The sequence below is a fragment of the Pseudomonas artemisiae genome (genome assembly GCF_057128685.1).
The window spans coordinates 12153-35012 of sequence record NZ_JBSKHS010000012.1 but is presented as its reverse complement, the minus strand read 5'-3'; the positions used below and the strand labels follow the sequence as shown (position 1 = coordinate 35012).

Sequence of the window (22860 nt, the reverse complement as noted above, 5' to 3'; positions counted from 1 at the left end):
TGCGCCGCCACGGTATGCCTGATCAGTTGTGCGCGTGCAACGCGTGGTTGAGCTCGATAGCCGATTTGTGGGTTTTACATTCCACCGCACCGGTTTCGGAGTTGCGGCGGAACAGCAAATCGCTTTGCCCAGCGAGTTCTCGTGCTTTGACAACCTTCACCAACTGATTGGCGCCGTCCAGCAGGGCCACCTTGGTGCCGGCGGTGATGTACAGGCCTGCTTCCACGGTGTTGCGGTCGCCCAGGGGAATGCCGATACCTGCGTTTGCACCGATCAGGCAGCCTTCACCGACCTTGATGACGATATTGCCACCACCGGACAGCGTGCCCATGGTGGAGCAGCCACCACCCAGGTCAGAGCCCTTGCCCACGAAGACGCCCGCCGACACGCGGCCTTCGATCATGCCGGGGCCTTCGGTGCCAGCGTTAAAGTTGACGAAGCCTTCATGCATGATGGTGGTGCCTTCGCCGATATAGGCACCGAGGCGCACCCGCGCGGAGTCAGCGATACGCACGCCAGTCGGCACCACGTAATCGGTCATTTTCGGGAATTTATCCACTGAGAACACGTCCAGCGACTTGCCCTTGAGGCGCGCTTCCAACTGGCGGGCGCTTAGCTCGGCCAGGTCGATGGCGCCTTCGCTGGTCCAGGCCACGTTGGGCAACAGTGGGAAGATGCCCGCCAGGTTCAGGCCGTGGGGGCGAGCCAGGCGATGAGACAGTAGGTGCAGCTTCAGGTAAGCCTCGGGCGTGGAGGTCAGCGGCGCGTCTTCGGCCAGCAAGGTAGCCACCAGGGGCTTTTGGCTCTCGGCCAGGCGGGTAAGCAAGGCGGCCTGGGTGGGCTCGATGGCCTTGAGGGCTTCGGCCAGTTGCGAGGCCTGGGTGGCGCCAAAGGCGATGGCTTCGTTGCCGCCGGTGTAACCCAGCACTTTGGCCAGGGCATCGACCAGCGCCGGCGCCGGCGCCATCAAAGGCTGTGCGTAGAAGACTTCCAGCCATGCGCCTTGGCGGTTTTGAGTGCCAACGCCAAAGCCGAGGCTGAACAGGGAAGTGGTCATAAGGTATTCCTCTTGAAGGCGGGGCCGGCTGATCAGCTCAGGGCCGCCGCGTAGTGATCGGGTTTGAAGCCCACCAGGGTTCGCTCACCAAGGTCGAGCACGGGGCGCTTGATCATCGACGGCTGCGCAAGCATCAATTCGATGGCCTTGGCCTGATCAAGGTCGGCCTTTTGAGCATCCGAGAGTTTGCGGAAGGTCGTGCCCGTACGGTTGAGGATGGTTTCCCAACCGTGGTCGCCGCACCAGCGCTGGAGGTGTTCGCGGTCGATGCCTGCGGTTTTGTAGTCATGAAAGCCATAGGCGATGCCTCGCTCATCCAACCAGCCGCGAGCTTTTTTCACGGTGTCGCACGCCTTGATGCCGTAAAGAGTGTAAGCCATGTAAGTGAAGCGGCGGCCGTGGGCCCCAGCTTGCTCCTATGTAGGGGGTTGGGAATTATGCGGCATCGCTGCAGCCTACGCCATGACCAAGTGGTCTCAATCTGTACCCGCGGAAAGGGGATACGTGGCCAAGCCGGCCTGAGATCTCACATTCGACTTAAAATATTTTTTTATATTTTTATAAATAATTATGGTAATTAAATGATTCACGAATTACGCGCGTAAATAGATAAGTTGCTATAAGGCTCCATGTGTTTCTGAATCTTTATCTATGGGTTTTATAGGACTTTTCAATTACAGCTCTCAGCTGTGGGCTCTCTAGGATGACATGGCTTCATCACCAACGAATCCATGAGGGATCACATGAAACTCACTCGTTTAAGTGGCCAGGCGCTAGGCATTGTTGCCTTCGGCGCGCTTACCGTCACGTCGGCTTATGCCGATACCTTGACCCGCGACAACGGCGCAGCGGTTGGCGATAACCAGAACTCACAAACCGCGGGCGCCAACGGCCCGGCGCTGTTGCAAGATGTGCAGTTAATCCAAAAACTTCAACGCTTCGACCGCGAGCGCATTCCAGAGCGCGTGGTGCACGCTCGCGGTACTGGCGTCAAAGGTGAATTCACCGCTACCGCCGACCTGTCTGAGCTGACCAAGGCGCGGGTTTTCCGCGCGGGTGAACACACGCCAGTGTTCGTACGTTTCTCGGCCGTGGTACATGGCAACCACTCGCCAGAAACCCTGCGTGACCCCCGTGGTTTCGCCACCAAGTTTTATACCGCCGATGGCAACTGGGACTTGGTAGGTAACAACTTCCCAACCTTCTTTATTCGTGATGCCATCAAGTTCCCGGACATGGTCCATGCGTTCAAGCCAGATCCACGCACTAACTTGGACGACGACTCTCGGCGTTTCGATTTCTTCTCCCACGTCCCAGAAGCTACCCGTACGCTAACCCAGCTTTACTCTAACGAGGGCACCCCGGCCGGTTATCGTTTCATGGACGGCAACAGCGTTCACGCCTATAAGCTAGTGAATGCCAAGGGCGAAGTGCATTACGCCAAATTCCATTGGAAAAGCCTGCAGGGGGTCAAGAACCTAGACCCTGCTGAAGTCGCCAAGGTGCAAGGCAAGGACTACAGCCATATGACCAATGACCTGGTCAATGCCATCAAGCAGGGGGATTACCCCAAGTGGGACCTGTATGTGCAGGTGCTCAAGCCCGAGCAGCTGTCGACCTTTGACTTCGACCCCTTGGACGCCACGAAAATCTGGCCAGACGTACCCGAGCGTAAAATTGGGCAGATGGTCCTGAACAAGAACGTGGATAACTTCTTCCAAGAAACCGAGCAAGTGGCCATGGCACCGGCCAACCTGGTACCTGGGATCGAGCCCTCCGAAGACCGTTTGCTGCAAGGGCGGATCTTCGCCTACGCCGACACCCAGCTGTATCGCGTGGGTACCAATGGCCTGAGCCTGCCTGTGAACCGCCCTCGGGTCGCGGTCAACAATGGCAACCAGGATGGCGCCATGAACGCTGGTCACACCACCACGGGCGTGAATTACGAGCCTAGCCGGTTGAACCCTCGCCCTGCTGACGACAGCGCGCGTTACAGCCAGCTGCCTCTAAACGGCGCAACTCAACAAAAGAAGATCCAACGAGAGCAAAACTTCAAGCAGGCCGGTGACCTGTACCGCTCCTACAGCAAGAAGGAGCGCGCGGATTTGATCCAGAGTTTCGGCGAGTCCCTGGCCACCACCGATACTGAAAGCAAGCACATCATGCTTTCTTATCTGTACAAGGCCGACCCTGAATACGGCACTGGGGTTACCAAAGTGGCCAAGGGCGACCTGGCTAAGGTGCAAGCCCTGGCTTCCCAGCTGAAGGACTGACCCACCAGGGCCCGCCGGCATGATCGCGGCGGGCCCGCACATGGACATACCGCTATGAAACCCTTGATTCTGTGGTTATTGCTGGCTGTTCCAGCGATGGCCCTAGCCGTGCCTGTACCAAACAGCGATACCCAGGCCCAGTTGCGCCAGCTGTACTTCGAAGCGGCCCGTGAGGGTAATGCCGACATGCTAGAGGCCTTTGTCGAGGCTCACTTCAACCTGAACATTCAGGACGAGAAAGGCTACACGGGGCTGATTCTGGCGGCCTACCACGGTCATCAGGCGGCGGTGGAGCAATTGCTCGCGGCGGGCGCGGACCCTTGCGCTCAGGATGCCCGAGGCAATACGGCCCTGATGGGCGCGATCTTTAAGGGGGAGTTGAGCATTGCACGGCGGCTAGTCAACGCCGACTGTTCACCCGACCAGCGTAACCAGAATGGCCAAACCGCTGCCATGTACGCGGCGCTGTTCCAACGCCAAGACATCCTCAGCGCCCTGGCAGCCAAAGGCGCGGACCTCAAGGCCCGCGATGCGCTGGGCAATAGCGTGGACGGTTTGGCCCAGGGGCAGTTTCAATCGCTACCCCCGCGCTAACGTGCTTAGCGGGCTTGGACGAAGGCGCGGATGCGCTCGGCGGCTTCGATGCACTCGGCCAAAGGCGCGACCAATGCCATGCGCACGCGATTGGCGCCTGGGTTCACGCCATCGACTTCTCGCGACAGATAAGAGCCAGGTACTACGGTCACGTGCTGCTGGCAGAACAGCTCTCGGCAGAAGGCTTCATCGCCCATGGGCACGCCCGCCCACAGATAAAACCCGCCGTCGGGGCGCTGTACATCCAGTACGGGGGCGAGAATACCTAGCACCGCATCGAATTTTTCCCGGTACAGGGCGCGGTTGGCGCGTACATGGGCTTCATCCTGCCAGGCCGCCAGGCTCGCCAACTGGGTAGGAATGGACATGGCGCAACCGTGGTAGGTCCGGTACAGCAAGAACGCCTTGAGGATGTCCGCATCCCCAGCCACGAACCCCGAGCGCAACCCTGGCAGGTTGGACCGCTTGGACAAACTGTGGAACACCACGCAGCGCTTGAAATCCTCTCGCCCTAGCTCGGCACAGGCGCTCAGCAACCCTGGAGGCGGAGCACCCTCGTCGAAGTACAGCTCGCTGTAGCATTCATCGGCGGCAATGATGAAGTCGTGCTCATCCGCCAGGGCGATCAGCGCTTTCAAGGTGTCCATGGGGATCAATGCCCCGGTGGGGTTGCCGGGCGAGCACAGGAACAGCACTTGGCAACGGGCCCAGGTGTCAGCGCAAACAGCGCTGAAATCCGGGTTGAAGCCATGGGCTTCCAGGCACGGCAGGTAATGGGGCTGTACGCCAGCCAGAATCGCCGCGCCTTCGTAGATTTGATAGAAGGGATTTGGGCTGACGATCAGCCCATCCTGGTCGCGCTCGGCGACTGTTTGCACAAACGCGAACAAGGCTTCGCGGGTACCGTTTACTGGCAGCACATGCCGCGTGGGGTCTAGCCAGGCACTGGGCACTCCGAAACGCTGAGCGCACCAATGCGCAATCGCTTCGCGTAACGCTGGCAGCCCTGCGGTGGTGGGGTAAACCGCAAGCTGGTCGAGGTTATCGGCAAGCGCCTTGGCCACGAACGCCGGGGAGGCGTGCTTGGGTTCGCCAATGGACAAGGCAATGTGCGCCAAACCCGCCGGGGCCTGCGCCCCAGCCAGCAGGGCACGAAGCTTTTCGAAGGGGTAGGGCTGCAGTTGGGTAAGGGCGTGATTCATCGGGCTTAAATGCTCAATCGGTCTAGTTCTATGGCAACGGGCTTGCTCACGCTCAGTTGCTCGACGATAGCGTCCTGCAATCTCGCGCACAGCTGGGGGTCGGCCAGGGGCTGGTTATGGGCGTCAGTCAGGAAGAATACGTCTTCCACCCGCTCGCCCAAGGTGGCGATTTTCGCGTTCTGCAACGACAGGTCGAATTCCAGGAAGATCTTGCCCAGGCGTGCCAGCAGCCCGGGGCGGTCCGGCGCGCTGAGCTCCAGAATGGTCACTGGCCGCTGAGCATCGGTATGGATGGTGACTTGGGGCGCGAAGGCAAAGTGCTTGAGCTGCCGGGGCACCCGCCGTTGGATGATAGTGGGGTAGTCGTCCGGGTTGCGCAGCGCTTCGGTCAGCCCATCGCGGATGTGCTGAATACGTTGAGGATTGTGCCCGATCGATTCGCCGTCGTTGTCCAGCACAATGTAGGTGTCCAGCGTGAACTGGCTGCTGGACGTGATGACGCGGGCGTCATGGATGTTCAGGTTGAGCTGGTCCATCGCTGCCACGGTCACCGCGAAGAAGTCGTGCTGGTCTGGCGCATAGATGAAGATCTGGCTGGCGCCTTCAAAGTCTCGCTGGGTGGTTTCCCGAATCAGTACCAGCGGCCCGGCATCGACAGGCTGTTGCAAAATGGCATCCGTGTGCCAGGCCACGTCAGCGGCGGTATGGCGCAGGAAGTAATCGTCCCCCAACTGGCTCCACAGCTGCTCCACGTCGTCCGGGTCGTTACCGCCTCTGACCAGGATATCCAGAGCCGCGGCCTGGGTGCGGCGGATCTGCTCTTCCCGGTCCAGCGGGTTCTCCAGGCCGCGACGCAGGGCGCGCTTGGTCTCTGTGTAGAGCTGACGCAGCAAGCTGGCCCGCCATGAGTTCCACAGGCTTGGGTTGGTCGCGTTGATGTCCGCCACCGTCAGCACATAGAGGTAATCCAAGTGAACTTCATCGCCCACCAATTGAGCGAAGTCATGGATCACCTGAGGGTCGGACAAATCCTTGCGCTGGGCCGTGGTGGACATCACCAGGTGGTGCTGTACCAGCCACACGACCAACCGGCTGTCCCACGGCGGCAACTGGTGGCGCGCGCAGAAGGCTTGCGCGTCCACGGCGCCCAGCTCGGAGTGGTCACCGTTACGGCCCTTGCCAATGTCGTGATACAGGCCGGCGATATAAATAAGCTCAGGCTTGGGCAGCCGCCCCATGACCTTGCTGGCCAGTGGAAACATCTCGGAAATGGGCGTGTACTGCAGCTTGCGCAAATGCTTGATGAGGTTGAGCGTGTGCGCGTCCACGGTATAGATGTGGTACAGGTCGTGTTGCATCTGCCCAACGATATGACCGAATTCCGGCAAGTAGCGCCCCAGGATCCCGTAGCGGTTCATCCGCCGCAGGTTGCGATGGATGCCGATCTCGCACTTGAACAGCTCGATGAACAGGCTGGTGTTGCGGATATCATGGCGGAAGCTGTCATCGATCAGGTGGCGGTGCTCACGCAGCAGGCGAATGGTATCGGCCCGCACCCCTTTGATATTCGGGTTTTGCGCCATCAGCACAAACACTTCAAGAATAGCGAAAGGGAAGCGCTTGAATACCGTAGGCGCAGTGGCTTCGATGTAACCGTCATGCAATTGGAAGCGGTTGTTGATCGGCTGCAGCGAGGTGCCGGTGTCGGCAGCCAGCAGTTCTTCCTCGAAGTGCTGAATGATCAGGTCGCTCAGCTCGGCAATGCGCATTACCACCCGGTAGTACTGTTGCATCAGCGCTTCGATGGCAAGCTTCGCGTCGCTGTCTTCGTAGCCTAGAAGCTTTGCGATACTCCGTTGGTAATCGAACAGCAGGCGGTCTTCGGAGCGCCCGGCCAGCATGTGCAGGGCGTAGCGCACCTTCCAGAGAAACTCCTGGGAGGCGGCCAGCAGGTCGCTTTCGTTCTCCAGCAAAAAGCCCTGGCCCGCCAATGCTTGAAGGTTGAGCGTGCCGTACTGACGGCGGGCTACCCAGAGGATGGTCTGGATATCTCGCAGCCCGCCTGGCGAGCCCTTGACGTTAGGCTCGAGGTTGTACTCGGTATCGTTGTACTTATGGTGGCGGGCCGTCTGCTCGGCGCGCTTGGCCAGAAAGAACGCCTTGCTCGGCCACATGCGGTCGGGGGCGGTGACTTCCAGCATGCGCTTGCGCAACCGTTCGGGGCCGGCAATGGTACGGCACTCCATCAGGTTGGTGATCACCGTCAGGTCTGCCTCGGCTTCCTGGGCGCACTCCTGCACCGAACGCACGCTTTGCCCCACTTCCAGGCCGATGTCCCACAACAAGGTAAGAAACCGCTCGATGGAATCACGAAACAGTTCGTGATCGGCGTTCTCCAGCAGGATCAGCAGGTCGATGTCCGAATACGGATGGAGTTCGCCTCGGCCATAGCCGCCTACGGCCACCAGGGCGATATCCGCCTCCGCGCTCCAGTCAAACTGGGCCCATGCCTGCTGCAGGAGGTTGTCCACGAACCAGGCGCGGTCTTCTATCAGGCGGCGGATGTTTCGGCCACTGGCGAAACGGGCGTTCAGCACGTCCCGTGCCTGGCGGATGGCTTTCTTGAAGGCCGTCACGGGGCTGGCCTTGAGCGCCAGCTCCGCCTGGAACTGGCCGCGATCGAACAACTCCGGGTCCACTTGCGGCATGACGGCCTTCCTTCTATCGATATGACCCGCGTAACGTTCAGCGGGCCGAGGTGCGTGGCAGGGTGTCGTCACCGCGCAGGGTCAGGATTTCATAGCCATCGGCCGTCACCAGAATGGTGTGCTCCCACTGGGCCGACAACTTGCGGTCCTTGGTGATCGCGGTCCAGCCATCGCCCAGCAGGCGGGTATCGGCCTTGCCTTGGTTGATCATCGGCTCGATGGTGAAGATCATGCCTTCCTTGAGCTCCACGCCAGTACCGGCGCGCCCGTAATGCAATACCTGAGGCTCTTCGTGGAACACCTTGCCGATGCCATGGCCGCAGTATTCGCGCACCACCGAAAAGCCGTTTTTCTCGGCGTGCTTCTGGATCACCTCGCCGATATCACCCAGATGGGCACCGGGGCGCACCAGCTCGATGCCTTTATACAGGCACTCCTGGGTGACCTTCGACAAACGCTCGGCCCACTCCGGCACGTTTCCCACATGGAACATGCGGCTGGTGTCGCCATGATAGCCCTCCTTGATCACGGTAATGTCGATGTTCAGCACATCGCCATCCTTCAACGGCTTTTCGTTGGGAATGCCATGGCATACCACGTGATTGAGGGACGTACAGATGGACTTGGGGAAGCCTTTGTAGTTGAGCGGCGCGGGAATGGCGCCCTGTTCATTGACGATGTAGTCGTGGCAGAGGCGGTCCAGCTCATCGGTGGTGACCCCAGCCTTGACATGGGGCTCGATCATCTCCAGCACTTCAGCGGCCAGGCGGCCGGCGATGCGCATTTTTTCGATGTCCTCGGGGGTTTTGATGGTTACGGTCATACAGGCTCTCTGGGCACCATCGGTGCAAGTAAATAATCGCAAAGAGGGCAATTCTACCATAGCCGTGCCGGGGGAGGCCTCGGTGGGGGCCGGCAATGATGTGGAGGGGCGGGGGCCAGGTTTTCAGCGGTTTCTCTTTGCCGTGTTGTGTGATATAAAGTGCGCCGCTTTGCGGGGGTACCCCCGCTGGGCTTAAACCCACACACGTATCGACACAGTGACCTGGGTGCCGAGGCCGCGAGGGCTCGGTTGGTTCATTGGGATACGTGGAGGCCTAACCCGACTTATCAAGGAACTATCATGTCCCAAGTCAACATGCGCGATATGCTGAAGGCCGGTGTGCACTTCGGCCACCAGACCCGTTACTGGAACCCGAAAATGGGCAAGTTCATTTTCGGCGCGCGCAACAAGATCCACATCATCAACCTTGAAAAAACCCTGCCGATGTTCAACGAAGCACTGAGCTTCGTCGAGAAGCTGGCCCAGGGCAAAAACAAGATCCTGTTCGTTGGTACCAAGCGTTCCGCTGGCAAGATCGTCTCCGAAGAAGCAGCGCGTTGCGGCTCGCCTTACGTCGACCATCGCTGGTTGGGCGGCATGCTGACCAACTACAAAACCATCCGCGCATCGATCAAGCGTCTGCGTGACCTGGAAACCCAGGCGGAAGATGGCACCTTCACCAAGCTGACCAAAAAAGAAGCGCTGATGCGCACTCGCGATCTGGAAAAACTGGATCGCAGCCTGGGTGGTATCAAGGACATGGGCGGCCTGCCTGATGCCCTGTTCGTGATCGACGTTGACCACGAGCGTATCGCTATCACCGAAGCCAACAAGTTGGGCATTCCGGTCATCGGCATTGTCGATACCAACAGCAGCCCGGAAGGCGTTGACTACGTGATCCCAGGCAACGATGACGCCATTCGCGCCATCCAGCTGTACATGGGTTCGATGGCTGATGCCGTTATCCGTGGTCGCAACAACGTTGCAGGCGGCACTGGCGAATTCGCCCAGGAAGCTGCCAGCGAGGCCGTAGAAGGCTGAGTCGCCGCGCCTGAAAATGGCACGGTAAGCGAAAAGGGGGCTAGGCCCCCTTTTTGCCACCCGCTAGGGCCATAAGCACCCGGCGGGCCCGAATTTGAATGCCCGTACGCGGGCAGTGTGGTCGAAAACCTGTTCAAGAGGATTTTTGAAATGGCAGAAATTACTGCGGCGCTGGTTAAAGAACTGCGTGAGCGTACTGGCGAAGGCATGATGGACTGCAAAAAGGCCTTGACCAAGGCTGGCGGCGACATCGAAAAAGCCATCGACGATATGCGCGCTTCCGGCGCCATCAAGGCCGCCAAGAAAGCAGGCAACGTAGCGGCTGAAGGCGCTATCGCCATCAAGGACGACGGCAAAACCGCCGTATTGCTGGAAGTCAACTCGCAGACCGACTTCCTCGCCCTGCAGGACGACTTCAAGGCCTTCGTTGCCAAAGCCGTGGACAAAGCGTTCGCTGACAAGCTGACTACCGCCGAGCCGCTGATTGAAACCATGGAAGCCGACCGCCTGGTGCTGGTAGGCAAAACTGGCGAAAACGTCAATATCCGCCGCCTGGTGCGTGTGGAAGGTGACGTAGTCGGCAGCTACCTGCACGGCAACAAGATTGGCGTCGCGGTCGTGCTCAAGGGCGGCAACGCCGAGCTGGCCAAGGACATCGCCATGCACGTGGCGGCCAGCAACCCTGAGTTCCTGCTGCCATCGGAAGTCTCCGACGAAGCCATCGAGCGTGAAAAGGGCGTGTTCATGACGCTCAACGAAGAAAAAATCAAGGGCAAGCCTGCCAACATCGTTGAAAACATGGTGGCTGGTCGTATCAAGAAGTTCCTGGCCGAAGCAAGCCTGGTCGAGCAAGCGTTCGTCAAGAACCCTGAGCTGACCGTAGGCGCTCTGGCCAAGCAGAGTGGCGCTGAAATCGTTTCCTTCACCTACTTCAAGGTAGGCGAGGGCATCGAGAAGCCAGTGGACAACTTCGCCGATGAAGTTGCCGCACAAGTGGCCGCTGCCAGCAAGCAATAAGGCAGGTTGTAACTGTCACCCAAAGAGGCTGCCCGCTCACGCGCGCGGCCTCTTTGTCAAAGTAGAACCCGCATGCTTCGGGCGTGTGGTTGGCGCCTGGCGCCGCACATATTCAAGAACGCCGCAGGAGAGATACGCAATGGCCCAGCAGGTGAGTAGTCGTCAACCTCGCTATAAACGCATTCTGCTCAAACTAAGCGGCGAAGCCCTGATGGGCTCCGAAGAGTTCGGTATCGATCCCAAGGTGCTGGATCGCATGGCCTTGGAAGTCGGCCAGCTGGTCGGTATCGGCGTACAGGTCGGGCTGGTGATCGGCGGGGGCAACCTGTTCCGAGGCGCCGCCCTCAGCGCGGCAGGCATGGACCGGGTGACCGGGGACCATATGGGCATGCTGGCTACCGTGATGAATGGCCTGGCCATGCGCGACGCCCTGGAGCGCTCCAACATTTCCGCCATCGTGATGTCCGCTATCTCCATGGTCGGTGTCACAGATCATTACGATCGGCGCAAGGCGATTCGTCACCTGGGCACGGGGGATGTGGTAATTTTCTCCGCGGGCACCGGGAACCCCTTCTTCACCACCGATTCGGCCGCCTGCCTGCGAGGCATCGAGATCGGCGCCGACGTGGTGCTCAAGGCGACCAAGGTTGACGGTGTATACACTGCCGACCCCTTCAAGGATCCGCATGCCGAGAAATTCGATCGGTTGACCTACGACGAAGTGCTGGATCGCAAGCTGGGCGTGATGGACCTCACCGCCATCTGCCTGTGCCGCGACCACAACATGCCATTGCGCGTGTTTAACATGAACAAGCCTGGCGCCTTGCTGAATATCGTAGTGGGCGGCGCTGAAGGCACTCTGATCGAGGAAGGCGAACAATGATCAATGAAATCAAGAAAGACACCCAGGCGCGTATGCAGAAATCCCTGGAGTCGCTGGAGCACGCCTTTGGCCGTATTCGTACCGGCAAGGCCCACCCCAGCATCCTGGAAGGCGTGCAGGTGCCTTACTACGGTGCCGATGCCCCAATCAATCAGGTCGCCAACGTGACGGTGAAGGATTCCCGTACCCTGCAAGTGGTAGCGTTCGAACGCAACATGCTGGGCGCGGTAGACAAGGCCATCCAGAGTGCCGGTCTGAACCTCAACCCCACCAACCTGGGCGAGTTACTGTTGATCAACATGCCGCCGTTGACTGAAGAAACCCGCAAGGGCTTTACCAAGCAGGCCCGTGATGCCGCCGAAGATGGTCGCGTTGCCGTACGCAACATTCGTCGCGATGCCTTGAGCCAGCTCAAAGACCTGGTCAAGGAAAAGGAAATCAGCGAAGACGACGAGCGTCGTGCCGCTGACGATATCCAGAAGCTGACCGACAAGTTCGTGGCTGAGATAGAAAAGGCCGTCAAGCAGAAAGAAGCCGATTTGATGGCTGTATAAGGAAGGCTTGGCGTTTTCATGGAAAAGACCAAGCCGAGAGCGTCGGCCCCCGTCCCCAGGCATGTGGCGATCATCATGGACGGCAACAATCGCTGGGCCAAAAAGCGCCTGCTGCCTGGTGTCGCTGGTCACAAGGCAGGCGTGGATGCTGTTCGCGCGGTCATCGAGGTATGCGCCGAGGCAAAGGTCGATGTATTGACCCTGTTTGCCTTCTCCAGTGAGAACTGGCAGCGCCCCGCCGATGAAGTGGGGGCGCTGATGGAGCTGTTCCTTACCATGCTCAGGCGCGAAGCCCGCCGCCTGAACGAGAACAACATCAGCCTACGGATCATCGGCGATCGCGGCCGGTTCCATCCCGAGTTGCAAGCCGCCATGGGGGAAGCTGAAGCTCTGACCGCCGGTACTGGCCGTTTCGTGCTGCAGATCGCCGCCAACTATGGCGGTCAGTGGGATATTGCCCAGGCCGCGCAGGCCCTGGCCCGTCAGGTACAAGGCGGTACGCTGCGGCCCGAGGACATCACGCCCGAGCGCCTGCAAGCGTACCTGGCAACTGGCGGTCTCCCGCTGCCGGACTTGTGTATTCGTACCGGGGGCGAACACCGTATCAGCAACTTCCTGCTGTGGCAGTTGGCCTATGCCGAGTTGTACTTTTCCGACCTGTACTGGCCGGACTTCAAACACGAGGCCATGCGCTGCGCGCTGGCCGATTTCGCCTCACGCCAGCGTCGCTTTGGGAAAACCAGCGAGCAGGTCGAGGCTGGAGCCCGCGCCTGATGCTCAAGCAACGCATTCTCACCGCCTTGGTGCTGTTACCCCTGGCCCTTTGTGGGTTCTTTTTGCTTGATGGCGGCTGGTTCGCGCTGTTCATCGGCGTTGTGGTCACCCTCGGCGCCTGGGAATGGGCGCGCTTGGCCGGGTTGGAGTCGCAACCCTTGCGTTGTGTGTTCGCGGCCATAGTGGCAGGGCTGCTAATAGTGCTCCACCTGGTACCTACCCTGGCGCCCTGGTTACTGGGCTTGGCGGTGATCTGGTGGGCAGTGGCAACCTGGCTGGTCATGACCTATCCGGGCTCGGCCCATTTCTGGTCCAGCGTTGCCTGCAAGGTGCTGGTCGGCCTGCTGGTGCTGCTGCCGGCATGGGTGGGGTTGATTTTGCTTAAAACCTGGCCGTCCGGCGGTGGGAATTGGCTGATCGTGGCGGTCATGGTGCTGGTTTGGGTGGCTGATATTGGCGCGTACTTCTCGGGGCGGGCCTTCGGCAAGCGCAAGCTGGCCCCCGCGGTAAGCCCTGGCAAAAGCTGGGCTGGGCTCTATGGCGGCCTGGGTATCGCCTTGCTGGTCACCTTGGTCACCGGCATTACCCGTGAGTGGTCGGCTGGCCAACTGGTCGCCGCGCTGCTGGCTACGGCGGTGGTGGTGCTGGTGTCGGTGGTGGGGGACCTGACTGAAAGCATGTTCAAGCGCCAAGCCGGGGTCAAAGACAGCAGCCAGTTGCTGCCCGGTCATGGCGGGGTGCTTGATCGCATCGACAGCCTGACGGCGGCTATTCCGGTGTTTGCGGTGTTGCTGTGGATGACAGGTTGGGGCGTATTGTGACGAACAGGCAACGCATCACGGTGCTGGGTGCCACGGGCTCCATCGGCCATAGCACCCTCGACGTCATATCACGGCACCCAAGCCTCTATGAGGTTTTCGCCTTGACCGGCCATGCACGCCTGGATGAGCTGCTGGCGCTCTGTGAGCGGCATCGGCCCAAGGTCGTGGTAGTGGCTACCTCCGCCCAAGCCGTGGACTTTAGCCTGCGCCTGCGCAAGGCTGGGTTGGCCACCGATGTACTGCATGGGGAAGCTGGCTTGTGCCAGGCAGCATCGGCTGGCGAGGTGGATACCGTGATGGCGGCCATCGTTGGCGCCGCGGGCTTGAAACCTACCTTGGCGGCGGTACGGGCGGGGAAGAAGGTGCTTCTGGCCAACAAGGAGGCGCTGGTGATGTCCGGTGGGTTGTTCATGCAGGCGGTACGCACCCATGGCGCGCGGCTGCTACCCATCGATAGCGAACACAATGCGATTTTCCAGTGCCTGCCCGGCAATTATGCCGAAGGGCTGGCACCGGTCGGCGTGCGCCGCATTCTGCTCACTGCCTCGGGTGGGCCGTTCAGGGAAACCCCGTTGAGTGAACTGGCATCGGTTTCCCCTGAGCAGGCCTGCGCGCACCCTAATTGGTCCATGGGTCGCAAGATTTCCGTGGACTCGGCCACCATGGCCAACAAAGGGCTGGAGTTGATCGAAGCCTGCTGGTTGTTCGATGCAAGGCCCTCCCAGGTGGAAGTGGTGGTGCACCCTCAGAGCGTTATCCATTCGCTGGTGGATTACATCGACGGTTCTGTATTGGCTCAGTTGGGCAACCCGGACATGCGCACGCCTATCGCCAGCGCATTGGCGTGGCCCGCGCGGATCGACTCAGGCGTGCCGCCACTGGATCTGTTCAGCATTGGCCGCCTGGATTTCCAAGCACCCGATGAGCATCGCTTTCCCTGTTTGCGCCTGGCGCGCCAGGCGGCCGAAGCAGGGGGCAGCGCTCCAGCGACGCTCAATGCCGCCAACGAAGTAGCCGTGCAGGCGTTTCTTGAGCGGCGCATCCGTTATACCGAGATCGCGAGTATGATCGAATCAGTGCTGGAACAGTTGCCCAGTGAACCCCTGGGCAACCTTGATGCGGTATTCGCGGCCGATGACAGCGCTCGCCGCGCCGCCGAGCAGTGGTTGACTCGGCGGGGTCAATGAGTTCCGATTGGTTCGCCCCGAGGGCGTATGAGCGCCCCCAGGCGCAGCGGAGATACCTATGAGCGCGCTCTACATGATACTGGGCACCCTGGTGGCACTGGGGGTGCTGGTCACGTTCCACGAATTCGGTCACTTCTGGGTGGCTCGCCGCTGCGGCGTCAAGGTGCTGCGTTTTTCTGTGGGCTTTGGCACGCCTTTGCTACGCTGGTCCGATAAACAAGGCACCGAATACGTTGTAGCGGCCATTCCCCTGGGCGGCTACGTGAAAATGCTCGACGAGCGCGAAGCCGAAGTTCCCGAGCACCAGTTGGGCCAAGCATTCAACCGTAAAACAGTCCGGCAGCGTATTGCCATCGTTGCGGCCGGCCCTGTCGCCAACTTTTTGCTGGCCATTGTCTTTTTCTGGCTCCTGGCAATGCTGGGCAGTGAGCAGGTGCGCCCGGTCATTGGCGCCATAGAACCTGGCAGCCTGGCGGCGAGCGCGGGCCTTGAGCCCGGGCAGGAGATTACTCAGGTCGACGGCGAAGCCGTGTCAGGGTGGTCCTCGGTCAACATCGAACTGGTCCGGCGGCTGGGCGAGACCGGTAACTTGCGCATTCAAACCAGCGATGAACAGGGCAGCGCCAGCGAGCACAACCTGAGCCTGGTGGATTGGCTCAAGGGCAGTGACGAGCCAGACCCTGTGCGTTCCCTGGGGATTCGTCCTTGGCGCCCGACCCTGGACCCCATCCTTGCGGAGATCGACCCCAAGGGGCCCGCCCAAGCCGCAGGGTTGAAGTCTGGAGACAGGCTGCTTGCGCTGGATGGCCAACCCCTGGCGGATTGGCAGCAGGTCGTCGATCAGGTGCGCCAGCGTGCCGATAAACGCGTGACCTTTCAGGTGGAACGCGCGGGAGAGCGCCTAGACCTACCGGTAGCGCTGGGCCGTAAAGGGGAGGGCGATGCCGCGGCAGGTTACCTGGGCGCGGGGGTGACGCCAGTGGCCTGGCCAAAGGAGATGGTGCGAGAAGTCCGCTACGGCCCGTTGGACGGTATCGTGGAAGGCGCCAGGCGTACTTGGGAAATGAGTGTGCTGACGCTGGATTCGTTGAAGAAAATGCTCTTCGGCGAGCTGTCGGTAAAAAACTTGAGTGGACCGATAACCATTGCTAAAGTGGCGGGCGCTTCGGCCCAGTCGGGTCTTGGGGATTTCTTGAATTTCCTGGCTTATCTAAGCATCAGCCTTGGGGTTCTTAATCTGCTACCCATTCCCGTCCTGGATGGGGGGCATCTGCTGTTTTACCTGATCGAGTGGGCACGGGGTCGCCCGGTCTCCGATCGGGTACAGGGCTGGGGGGTTCAAATCGGTATCAGTCTAGTGGTCGGGGTCATGCTCCTCGCCTTGATAAACGATTTGGGTCGGTTGTAATGAGTCGTACAATTGCGAACCTGCCGCCTTTGCGGCAGTTTGTTTATTGCCAGTTGGAATAAGAAAGGACTTCATGAAACGTCTGCTGCTTACTGCGGTGCTGTCCGCGCTGATGATCGCCGAAGTTCACGCCGAGTCCTTCACCATCTCCGATATCCGCGTCAATGGCCTACAGCGGGTGTCCGCCGGTAGCGTCTTTGGCGCCTTGCCCCTGAACGTGGGCGAGGAAGCTGACGACCGCAAGCTGGTGGATTCTACGCGCGCGCTGTTCAAAACCGGGTTTTTCCAGGACATCCAGCTAGGGCGTGATGGCAACGTTCTGGTGATCAACGTGGTGGAGCGGCCTTCGGTCGCCAGTATCGACATCGAAGGCAACAAGGCCATTTCCACCGAAGACCTGCTCAAAGGCCTTAAGCAATCGGGCCTTGCCGAAGGCGAAATCTTCCAGCGCGCCACCCTTGAAGGCGTGCGCAACGAACTGCAGCGTCAGTACGTTGCACAAGGCCGCTATTCGGCTACCGTGGACACCGAAGTAGTAACCCAGCCGCGTAACCGCGTGGGCCTGAAAATCAAGATCAACGAAGGCACGGTCGCGGCCATTCAGCATATCAACGTGGTGGGCAATACCGTGTTCCCGGAGGATGACCTGGTCGACCTCTTCGAGCTTAAAACCACCAACTGGCTGTCGTTCTTCAAAAACGACGACAAGTATGCTCGGGAAAAACTCTCCGGCGACCTGGAGCGCCTACGCTCCTATTACCTGGACCGTGGCTACATCAACATGGACATCGCCTCCACCCAGGTGTCCATCACGCCAGACAAAAAGCACGTTTACATCACGGTGAACGTGAACGAAGGCGAGAAATACAAGGTTCGTGACGTCAAGCTCAGTGGCGACCTGAAAGTACCTGAAGACCAGGTCAAGGACCTGCTGTTGGTCAAGCCCGGGCAAGTCTTCTCGCGCAAGGTCATGACCTCCACCTCGGACCTGATTACCCGTCGTCTGGGTAACGAAGGCTATACCTTCGCCAACGTCAACGGCGTACCGCAGCCCCATGACGATGACCATACCGTGGACATCACCTTCGTAGTGGACCCTGGCAAGCGCGCCTACGTGAACCGGGTCAACTTCCGTGGCAACACCAAGACCGAAGACGAAGTACTGCGTCGCGAAATGCGTCAGATGGAAGGTGGTTGGGCCTCTACCTACCTGATCGACCAGTCCAAGACCCGCCTGGAGCGGCTGGGTTACTTCAAGGAAGTGAACGTCGAAACCCCCGCGGTGCCAGGCACTGATGATCAGGTGGACGTGAACTACACAGTCGAAGAGCAACCTTCCGGCTCGATCACCGCCAGCGTGGGCTTTGCCCAGAGCGCAGGCCTGATCCTGGGTGGTTCCATCAGCCAGAGCAACTTCCTGGGTAGCGGTAACAAGGTCAGCATCGGCCTGACCCGTTCCGAATACCAGACCCGCTACAACTTCAGCTTCGTTGACCCCTATTACACGCCCGATGGCGTGAGCCTTGGGTACAACGCCTTCTACCGCAAGACCGACTACGACGATCTCGACGTCGACGTCGCGAGCTACGCGGTAGACAGCCTGGGTGCCGGCTTGAACTTTGGCTACCCGATCAGCGAAACGTCGCGCCTGACCTTTGGTTTGACGGTGCAAAAGGATGAGATCAACACCGGTACCTATACCGTTGGCGAGATCTACGACTTCATCGATCGCGAAGGGGATAGCTTCACCAACTTCAAGGCCTCGGTGGGCTGGTCGGATTCAACCCTGAACCGCGGCACCCTGCCTACCCGTGGTCATTCCCAGAGCCTTACCCTGGAAACCACCACGCCGGGTAGCGACCTGTCGTTCTACAAGCTCGACTACCGTGGTCAGCTGTTTGCGCCGATCACGGAAAACTACACCATGCGCTTCCATACCGAATTGGGTTACGGCGATGGCTACGGTTCCAGCGATGGTCTGCCATTCTATGAAAACTACTACGCCGGTGGCTTCAACTCGGTGCGTGGCTTCAAGGACAGCACGCTTGGTCCACGCAGTACCGCGGCGCTCAACGACCCAGACCAGGACTCCCTGGCCTTCGGTGGTAACGTGATGATCACCGGTGGCGCGGAAGTGCTGTTCCCGATGCCATTCGTAAAAGACCAGAAGTCCCTGCGCACCTCGCTGTTCGCGGATGTGGGTAACGTGTTCGATTCCAAGTGCCAGTACTCCACGGCGAGCAAGGAGTATCCCGTGGCTACCAAGGACTGCGGCTCGATCGACTTCTCCAACATGGCAGCTTCCGTGGGCCTGGGCGTGACCTGGATCACTGCCTTGGGGCCGCTGAGCTTCAGCCTGGCGATGCCGATCAAGAAACCGGACGAAGCCGAAACCCAGATCTTCCAATTCTCGCTGGGGCAGACGTTCTAAGCGTCGCGCCCTGGTTTACCTAAGACGAATTCGCAGGAGTGTATCGTGCGTAAGCTGACTCAACTGGTTGTTCTGGCCGCGGCCATCTTCGCGACCCCGGCCTTTGCCGACATGAAGATCGCGGTGCTCAATTATCAAATGGCGCTGCTCGAATCCGATGCCGCCAAGAAGTACGCGGTAGACGCGGAAAAGAAATTCGGCCCGCAGCTGTCCAAGCTTAAATCCCTGGAAAGCAGCGCCAAGGACATTCAGGACCGCCTGGTCAAGGGTGGCGACAAAATGCAGCAGCCTGAGCGCGAGCGCCTGGAGCTGGACTTCAAGCAAAAGGCCCGTGACTTTCAGTTCCAGTCCAAGGAGCTGAACGAAGCCAAGGCCTCGGCTGACCGTGACATGCTCAAGCAGCTCAAGCCTAAGCTCGATGGCGCCGTTGAGGCTGTTATCAAGCAAGGCGGCTTTGACCTGGTGCTTGAGCGCGGCGCGGTCATTGATGTCAAACCTCAGTACGACATCACCCGCCAAGTTATCGAGCGCATGAATCAGACCAAGTGATGATGACCTCGAGCCTCACCGTCGGTGATATCGCCGACTCCCTGGGCGCCGAGGTAATCGGCGCCCGAGGGCACGTCATCGACGGGCTGGCTTCCTTACAGGAAGCCGGCCCTTCTCAGCTGAGCTTCCTGGCCAACCCCCAGTACCGCAAGCACCTCACCACGACCCATGCCGGCGCGGTGTTGCTCAAGCGCGAACATACCGAGGGTTTCGAAGGGAACGCGCTGATCGTGCCAGATCCTTACCTGGCCTACGCTCAGGTATCCCACCGGTTCGACCCTAAGCCTCGCGCATCGGCGGGGGTGCATCCCAGTGCCGTGATAGCGGCCGATGCCCTGGTGGACCCTACCGCCAGTGTGGGGCCCTTCGTGGTCATCGAGAGCGGTGCCTCCATCGGCGCGGGCGTCACCCTGGGCGCTCATTGCTTTATCGGTGCGCGTAGCGTAATCGGGGAGGGCGGCTGGTTGGCGCCGAGAGTCACCTTGTATCACGACGTACGCATTGGTAAGCGTGTGGTGATCCAGTCTGGCGCGGTGTTGGGCGGTGAAGGCTTTGGTTTTGCCAATGAAAAAGGCGTATGGCAGAAGATCGCCCAGATTGGCGGCGTGAGCATCGGTGATGACGTGGAAATCGGCGTGAATACCGCCGTAGATCGGGGTGCTTTGGCTGACACCCTCATTGGTAACGGGGTCAAGCTCGATAATCAGATCCAGATCGCCCACAACGTACAGATTGGGGACCACACGGCCATGGCGGCTTGCGTGGGCATCTCGGGTAGCGCCAAGATCGGCAAACACTGCATGTTGGCAGGTGGTGTAGGTCTGGTGGGCCATATCGAACTTTGTGACAACGTATTCGTGACAGGCATGACCATGGTCACTCGGTCCATCACCGAGCCGGGGGCATACTCCTCGGGTACGGCAATGCAACCTGCCGCCGAATGGCGCAAGAGCGCGGCGCGTATCCGCCAGCTGGATGACATATACCGCCGCCTCGTCCAGGCAGAAAAGCAAATCGAAGCGGTGACCCGTGGTAACGACGGGGCATCAGATGGCTGATACCTTTTCAATATCAGCCGCGCGCTGCCGTTAGACCGCGCTGCTGAGGTAAGGAGTGCCGCACCCGAGCGGCCCCGCACGCTTGCGCGCTCCCTTTCTTTTATACAGGCTTCCCCCCGATATGATGGACATCAACGAGATTCGCGAATACTTGCCTCACCGTTACCCCTTCCTTCTGGTGGACCGGGTCGTGGAGTTGGATGTCGAGAGCCAGCGCATTCGCGCCTACAAGAATGTCAGTATCAATGAGCCTTTTTTCAATGGCCATTTCCCTGCTCATCCCATCATGCCGGGCGTATTGATCATTGAGGCCATGGCCCAGGCCGCGGGCATTCTGGGCTTCAAGATGCTGGACGTGAAACCCGCCGACGGTACGCTCTACTACTTCGTCGGTTCCGACAGGCTGCGTTTCCGCCAGCCCGTGACCCCAGGCGACCAGCTGATTCTTGAAGCCCGGTTCATCAGCTGCAAGCGGCAGATCTGGAAGTTCGACTGCCAGGCGTCCGTGGACGGCAAGCCTGTGTGCTCGGCTGAAATCATCTGCGCGGAACGCAAGCTATGAGCTTGATCGACCCTCGTGCGATCATCGATCCTTCTGCCGTATTGGCTGAAGGTGTCGAGGTAGGCCCGTGGTCGATCATCGGCGCAGGGGTAGAAATCGGCGAAGGGACGGTCATCGGCCCTCACGTGGTACTGCGGGGGCCTACGCGCATTGGCCGCCATAACCGCATCTACCAGTTTTCGTCCATCGGCGAAGACACGCCTGACCTGAAGTACAAGGGCGAGCCTACGCGCCTGGTGATCGGTGACCATAACGTGATCCGTGAAGGGGTGACCATACACCGCGGTACCGTGCAGGACCGTTCTGAAACTACCCTGGGCGACCATAACCTGATCATGGCCTATGCCCATATCGGCCACGACAGCGTGATTGGCAACCACTGCATTCTGGTGAATAACACCGCCCTGGCGGGCCATGTGCATGTGGGGGACTGGGCCATCCTGTCGGGCTATACCCTGGTGCACCAGTATTGCCACATCGGCGCTTATAGTTTTTCAGGCATGGGCACCGCCATCGGCAAGGATGTTCCTGCTTTCGTGACCGTGTTCGGTAACCCGGCCGAAGCGCGCAGCATGAACTTCGAAGGCATGCGCCGCCGTGGCTTCAGCGATGCCACCATTCATGCGCTGCGCAATGCCTACAAGGTGGTGTATCGCCAAGGCTTGACCATCGAACAGGCGTTGGCTCGGCTTGAACTCGCCGCCCAGGGTTGCCCTGAGGTCGCCTTGTTCGCCACCACCATTCGCAATGCCACGCGCGGTATTACCCGCTGATGACACCCGAGCTGCCTCCTCTTTGCGTTGCTCTGGTCGCGGGTGAAGCCAGCGGTGACATCCTCGGCGCAGGCCTGATGCGCGCTATCAAGGCCCGTCAGCCGAATGTTCGCTTCATGGGTGTAGGCGGTCCCCGCATGGAGGCTGAAGGCCTGCTGTCGTATTTTCCCATGGAGCGCTTGGCGGTCATGGGGCTGGTGGAAGTGCTGGGCCGCCTGCGCGAGCTGCTGGCACGGCGTAAGGCACTGATCCAGGACCTGCTCAACGCGCGACCAGACGTCTTCATTGGTATAGACGCGCCGGACTTCACCCTCGCCATCGAAGCGCGGATGCACCACGAAGGCATCAAGGCCGTGCATTACGTCAGCCCTTCTGTCTGGGCCTGGCGGCAAAAGCGTGTATTGAAGATTCGCGAAGGCTGCGACCTGATGCTTACGCTCTTCCCCTTCGAGGCACGCTTTTATGAAGAGCAGGGGGTGCCCGTGCGGTTCGTGGGGCACTCCCTGGCCGACCAGGTCCCGCTGCAAGCCGACCGCGGGCAGGCTCGCCTGACCCTAGGCCTTGAGGCAGCGGGCCAAATGGTCGCGCTGATGCCTGGCAGCCGAGGTGGCGAAGTCAGGCGCCTGGGCGCCTTGTTCTTCGACACCGCGCAACGGTTGCTGGCCGCGCGGCCTGGTTTGACCTTCGTACTGCCCTGCGCCAGCCCGGAGCGCCGGGCTCAGCTCGAAGCGCTGTTGGAGGGTCGCCAGTTGCCGGTCACCTTGCTCGACGGGCAGTCCCACGAGGCACTGGCCGCGTGCGACGCGGTGTTGATCGCCTCAGGCACGGCTACTCTCGAAGCACTGCTGTACAAGCGACCGATGGTCGTGGCCTATCGCCTGGCGCCGTTGACCTGGTGGATGCTCAAACGTATGGTCACCAGCCCCTACGTGTCTTTGCCTAACCTGTTGGCTCAACGCCAGCTGGTACCGGAGATACTTCAAAACGCCGCCACGCCCGAGGCGCTGGCCGAAGCCCTGCTACCCCTGCTGGACGATCCGCACGAGCAAACCGCGGGCTTCGACGCGATTCATCGCACCCTGCGCCAAGACGCCTCCAATCAGGCGGCCGACGCGGTACTGCAACTGCTATCACGCTGACGGGAG

Annotated in this window: 21 protein-coding genes; 16 read left to right on the top strand and 5 right to left on the bottom strand. The window is 60.1% G+C overall.

Annotation, left to right across the window (positions count from 1 at the left end; genetic code table 11):
* Positions 1-22: 22 nt before the first annotated feature.
* Together dapD and ACWKV4_RS14720 are read right to left on the bottom strand one after the other, a co-directional pair.
* A complete protein-coding gene (gene dapD / locus ACWKV4_RS14725; protein WP_483832833.1) occupies positions 23-1057 on the bottom strand; it encodes a 2,3,4,5-tetrahydropyridine-2,6-dicarboxylate N-succinyltransferase in 1035 nt (344 codons plus the stop codon).
* Between the two features lie 32 nt (positions 1058-1089).
* Complete coding sequence (locus ACWKV4_RS14720; protein WP_483832832.1) at positions 1090-1437, bottom strand: ArsC family reductase; 348 nt, start codon at positions 1435-1437, stop codon at positions 1090-1092.
* A 363-nt stretch (positions 1438-1800) separates the two neighbouring features.
* On the opposite strand from ACWKV4_RS14720, the gene katB reads away from it, so the two are divergent.
* Positions 1801-3330 carry a catalase KatB gene (gene katB, locus ACWKV4_RS14715; protein ID WP_483832831.1) on the top strand — a complete coding sequence of 510 codons (1530 nt, stop codon included), beginning with the start codon at positions 1801-1803 and terminating at the stop codon, positions 3328-3330.
* Positions 3331-3384: 54 nt separating this feature from the next.
* Complete coding sequence (locus ACWKV4_RS14710) at positions 3385-3924, top strand: ankyrin repeat domain-containing protein (protein WP_483832830.1); 540 nt, start codon at positions 3385-3387, stop codon at positions 3922-3924.
* 5 nt (positions 3925-3929) lie between these two features.
* Here ACWKV4_RS14710 and dapC read toward each other — a convergent pair whose 3' ends face one another.
* The 3 genes from dapC to map are packed head-to-tail and all read right to left on the bottom strand — an operon-like array spanning position 3930 to position 8657.
* The gene (dapC, locus tag ACWKV4_RS14705; protein WP_483832829.1) at positions 3930-5126 is read right to left on the bottom strand and encodes a succinyldiaminopimelate transaminase; all 1197 of its coding nucleotides are present in this window, start codon (positions 5124-5126) and stop codon (positions 3930-3932) included.
* Between the two features lie 5 nt (positions 5127-5131).
* A complete protein-coding gene (locus ACWKV4_RS14700) occupies positions 5132-7834 on the bottom strand; it encodes a [protein-PII] uridylyltransferase (RefSeq protein ID WP_483832828.1) in 2703 nt (900 codons plus the stop codon).
* Positions 7835-7871: 37 nt separating this feature from the next.
* A complete protein-coding gene (map, locus tag ACWKV4_RS14695) occupies positions 7872-8657 on the bottom strand; it encodes a type I methionyl aminopeptidase (protein WP_483832827.1) in 786 nt (261 codons plus the stop codon).
* Positions 8658-8957: 300 nt separating this feature from the next.
* Between map and rpsB the strand changes: the two genes are divergently transcribed.
* The 14 genes from rpsB to lpxB all read left to right on the top strand — a co-directional run bounded on the left by rpsB (position 8958) and on the right by lpxB (position 22854).
* Positions 8958-9698, top strand: a complete 741-nt coding sequence (gene rpsB / locus ACWKV4_RS14690) for a 30S ribosomal protein S2 (protein WP_483832826.1) — start codon at positions 8958-8960, stop codon at positions 9696-9698.
* 150 nt (positions 9699-9848) lie between these two features.
* On the top strand, positions 9849-10715 hold the full coding sequence (tsf, locus tag ACWKV4_RS14685; protein WP_483832825.1) for a translation elongation factor Ts: 867 nt from the start codon (positions 9849-9851) through the stop codon (positions 10713-10715).
* 139 nt (positions 10716-10854) lie between these two features.
* Positions 10855-11598 carry a UMP kinase gene (gene pyrH / locus ACWKV4_RS14680; RefSeq protein ID WP_483832824.1) on the top strand — a complete coding sequence of 248 codons (744 nt, stop codon included), beginning with the start codon at positions 10855-10857 and terminating at the stop codon, positions 11596-11598.
* On the top strand, positions 11595-12152 hold the full coding sequence (frr, locus tag ACWKV4_RS14675) for a ribosome recycling factor (protein ID WP_483832823.1): 558 nt from the start codon (positions 11595-11597) through the stop codon (positions 12150-12152). Before pyrH ends, frr begins: the two co-directional genes overlap by 4 nt.
* Positions 12153-12170: 18 nt before the next feature.
* Positions 12171-12926: a polyprenyl diphosphate synthase gene (uppS, locus tag ACWKV4_RS14670; protein WP_483832822.1), complete on the top strand. Its 756-nt coding sequence runs from the start codon at positions 12171-12173 to the stop codon at positions 12924-12926.
* Positions 12926-13747 carry a phosphatidate cytidylyltransferase gene (locus tag ACWKV4_RS14665; RefSeq protein ID WP_483832821.1) on the top strand — a complete coding sequence of 274 codons (822 nt, stop codon included), beginning with the start codon at positions 12926-12928 and terminating at the stop codon, positions 13745-13747. The genes uppS and ACWKV4_RS14665 overlap by 1 nt, the downstream gene beginning before the upstream one ends.
* Complete coding sequence (gene ispC, locus ACWKV4_RS14660) at positions 13744-14934, top strand: 1-deoxy-D-xylulose-5-phosphate reductoisomerase (protein ID WP_483832820.1); 1191 nt, start codon at positions 13744-13746, stop codon at positions 14932-14934. The genes ACWKV4_RS14665 and ispC overlap by 4 nt, the downstream gene beginning before the upstream one ends.
* A 58-nt stretch (positions 14935-14992) precedes the next feature.
* Complete coding sequence (gene rseP / locus ACWKV4_RS14655; RefSeq protein WP_483832819.1) at positions 14993-16342, top strand: sigma E protease regulator RseP; 1350 nt, start codon at positions 14993-14995, stop codon at positions 16340-16342.
* A gap of 73 nt (positions 16343-16415) precedes the next feature.
* Positions 16416-18773 carry an outer membrane protein assembly factor BamA gene (bamA, locus tag ACWKV4_RS14650; RefSeq protein WP_483832818.1) on the top strand — a complete coding sequence of 786 codons (2358 nt, stop codon included), beginning with the start codon at positions 16416-16418 and terminating at the stop codon, positions 18771-18773.
* A 45-nt stretch (positions 18774-18818) separates the two neighbouring features.
* The gene (locus tag ACWKV4_RS14645) at positions 18819-19322 is read left to right on the top strand and encodes an OmpH/Skp family outer membrane protein (protein ID WP_483832817.1); all 504 of its coding nucleotides are present in this window, start codon (positions 18819-18821) and stop codon (positions 19320-19322) included.
* Entirely contained in the window at positions 19319-20380 is a 1062-nt protein-coding gene (gene lpxD / locus ACWKV4_RS14640; protein WP_483832816.1) for a UDP-3-O-(3-hydroxymyristoyl)glucosamine N-acyltransferase, read from the top strand. Before ACWKV4_RS14645 ends, lpxD begins: the two co-directional genes overlap by 4 nt.
* A gap of 121 nt (positions 20381-20501) precedes the next feature.
* The gene (gene fabZ, locus ACWKV4_RS14635) at positions 20502-20942 is read left to right on the top strand and encodes a 3-hydroxyacyl-ACP dehydratase FabZ (RefSeq protein ID WP_483832815.1); all 441 of its coding nucleotides are present in this window, start codon (positions 20502-20504) and stop codon (positions 20940-20942) included.
* Positions 20939-21715, top strand: coding sequence for an acyl-ACP--UDP-N-acetylglucosamine O-acyltransferase (gene lpxA, locus ACWKV4_RS14630; RefSeq protein ID WP_483832814.1), 777 nt, complete (start codon positions 20939-20941; stop codon positions 21713-21715). Before fabZ ends, lpxA begins: the two co-directional genes overlap by 4 nt.
* Positions 21715-22854 carry a lipid-A-disaccharide synthase gene (lpxB, locus tag ACWKV4_RS14625; protein WP_483832813.1) on the top strand — a complete coding sequence of 380 codons (1140 nt, stop codon included), beginning with the start codon at positions 21715-21717 and terminating at the stop codon, positions 22852-22854. Before lpxA ends, lpxB begins: the two co-directional genes overlap by 1 nt.
* Positions 22855-22860 lie beyond the last annotated feature (6 nt).

Excerpts from the sequence above, each read along its gene's own strand:
- ACWKV4_RS14665 (WP_483832821.1), top strand. The coding sequence starts at position 12,926 with ATGCTCAAGCAACGCATTCTCACCGCCTTGGTGCTGTTACCCCTGGCC.
- bamA (WP_483832818.1), top strand. The coding sequence starts at position 16,416 with ATGAAACGTCTGCTGCTTACTGCGGTGCTGTCCGCGCTGATGATCGCC.
- katB (WP_483832831.1), top strand. The coding sequence starts at position 1,801 with ATGAAACTCACTCGTTTAAGTGGCCAGGCGCTAGGCATTGTTGCCTTC.
- pyrH (WP_483832824.1), top strand. The coding sequence starts at position 10,855 with ATGGCCCAGCAGGTGAGTAGTCGTCAACCTCGCTATAAACGCATTCTG.
- frr (WP_483832823.1), top strand. The coding sequence starts at position 11,595 with ATGATCAATGAAATCAAGAAAGACACCCAGGCGCGTATGCAGAAATCC.
- dapD (WP_483832833.1), bottom strand. The coding sequence starts at position 1,057 with ATGACCACTTCCCTGTTCAGCCTCGGCTTTGGCGTTGGCACTCAAAAC.
- rseP (WP_483832819.1), top strand. The coding sequence starts at position 14,993 with ATGAGCGCGCTCTACATGATACTGGGCACCCTGGTGGCACTGGGGGTG.
- map (WP_483832827.1), bottom strand. The coding sequence starts at position 8,657 with ATGACCGTAACCATCAAAACCCCCGAGGACATCGAAAAAATGCGCATC.
- rpsB (WP_483832826.1), top strand. The coding sequence starts at position 8,958 with ATGTCCCAAGTCAACATGCGCGATATGCTGAAGGCCGGTGTGCACTTC.
- lpxB (WP_483832813.1), top strand. The coding sequence starts at position 21,715 with ATGACACCCGAGCTGCCTCCTCTTTGCGTTGCTCTGGTCGCGGGTGAA.
- ACWKV4_RS14720 (WP_483832832.1), bottom strand. The coding sequence starts at position 1,437 with ATGGCTTACACTCTTTACGGCATCAAGGCGTGCGACACCGTGAAAAAA.
- lpxA (WP_483832814.1), top strand. The coding sequence starts at position 20,939 with ATGAGCTTGATCGACCCTCGTGCGATCATCGATCCTTCTGCCGTATTG.
- ACWKV4_RS14710 (WP_483832830.1), top strand. The coding sequence starts at position 3,385 with ATGAAACCCTTGATTCTGTGGTTATTGCTGGCTGTTCCAGCGATGGCC.
- dapC (WP_483832829.1), bottom strand. The coding sequence starts at position 5,126 with ATGAATCACGCCCTTACCCAACTGCAGCCCTACCCCTTCGAAAAGCTT.
- uppS (WP_483832822.1), top strand. The coding sequence starts at position 12,171 with ATGGAAAAGACCAAGCCGAGAGCGTCGGCCCCCGTCCCCAGGCATGTG.
- ACWKV4_RS14700 (WP_483832828.1), bottom strand. The coding sequence starts at position 7,834 with ATGCCGCAAGTGGACCCGGAGTTGTTCGATCGCGGCCAGTTCCAGGCG.
- fabZ (WP_483832815.1), top strand. The coding sequence starts at position 20,502 with ATGATGGACATCAACGAGATTCGCGAATACTTGCCTCACCGTTACCCC.
- tsf (WP_483832825.1), top strand. The coding sequence starts at position 9,849 with ATGGCAGAAATTACTGCGGCGCTGGTTAAAGAACTGCGTGAGCGTACT.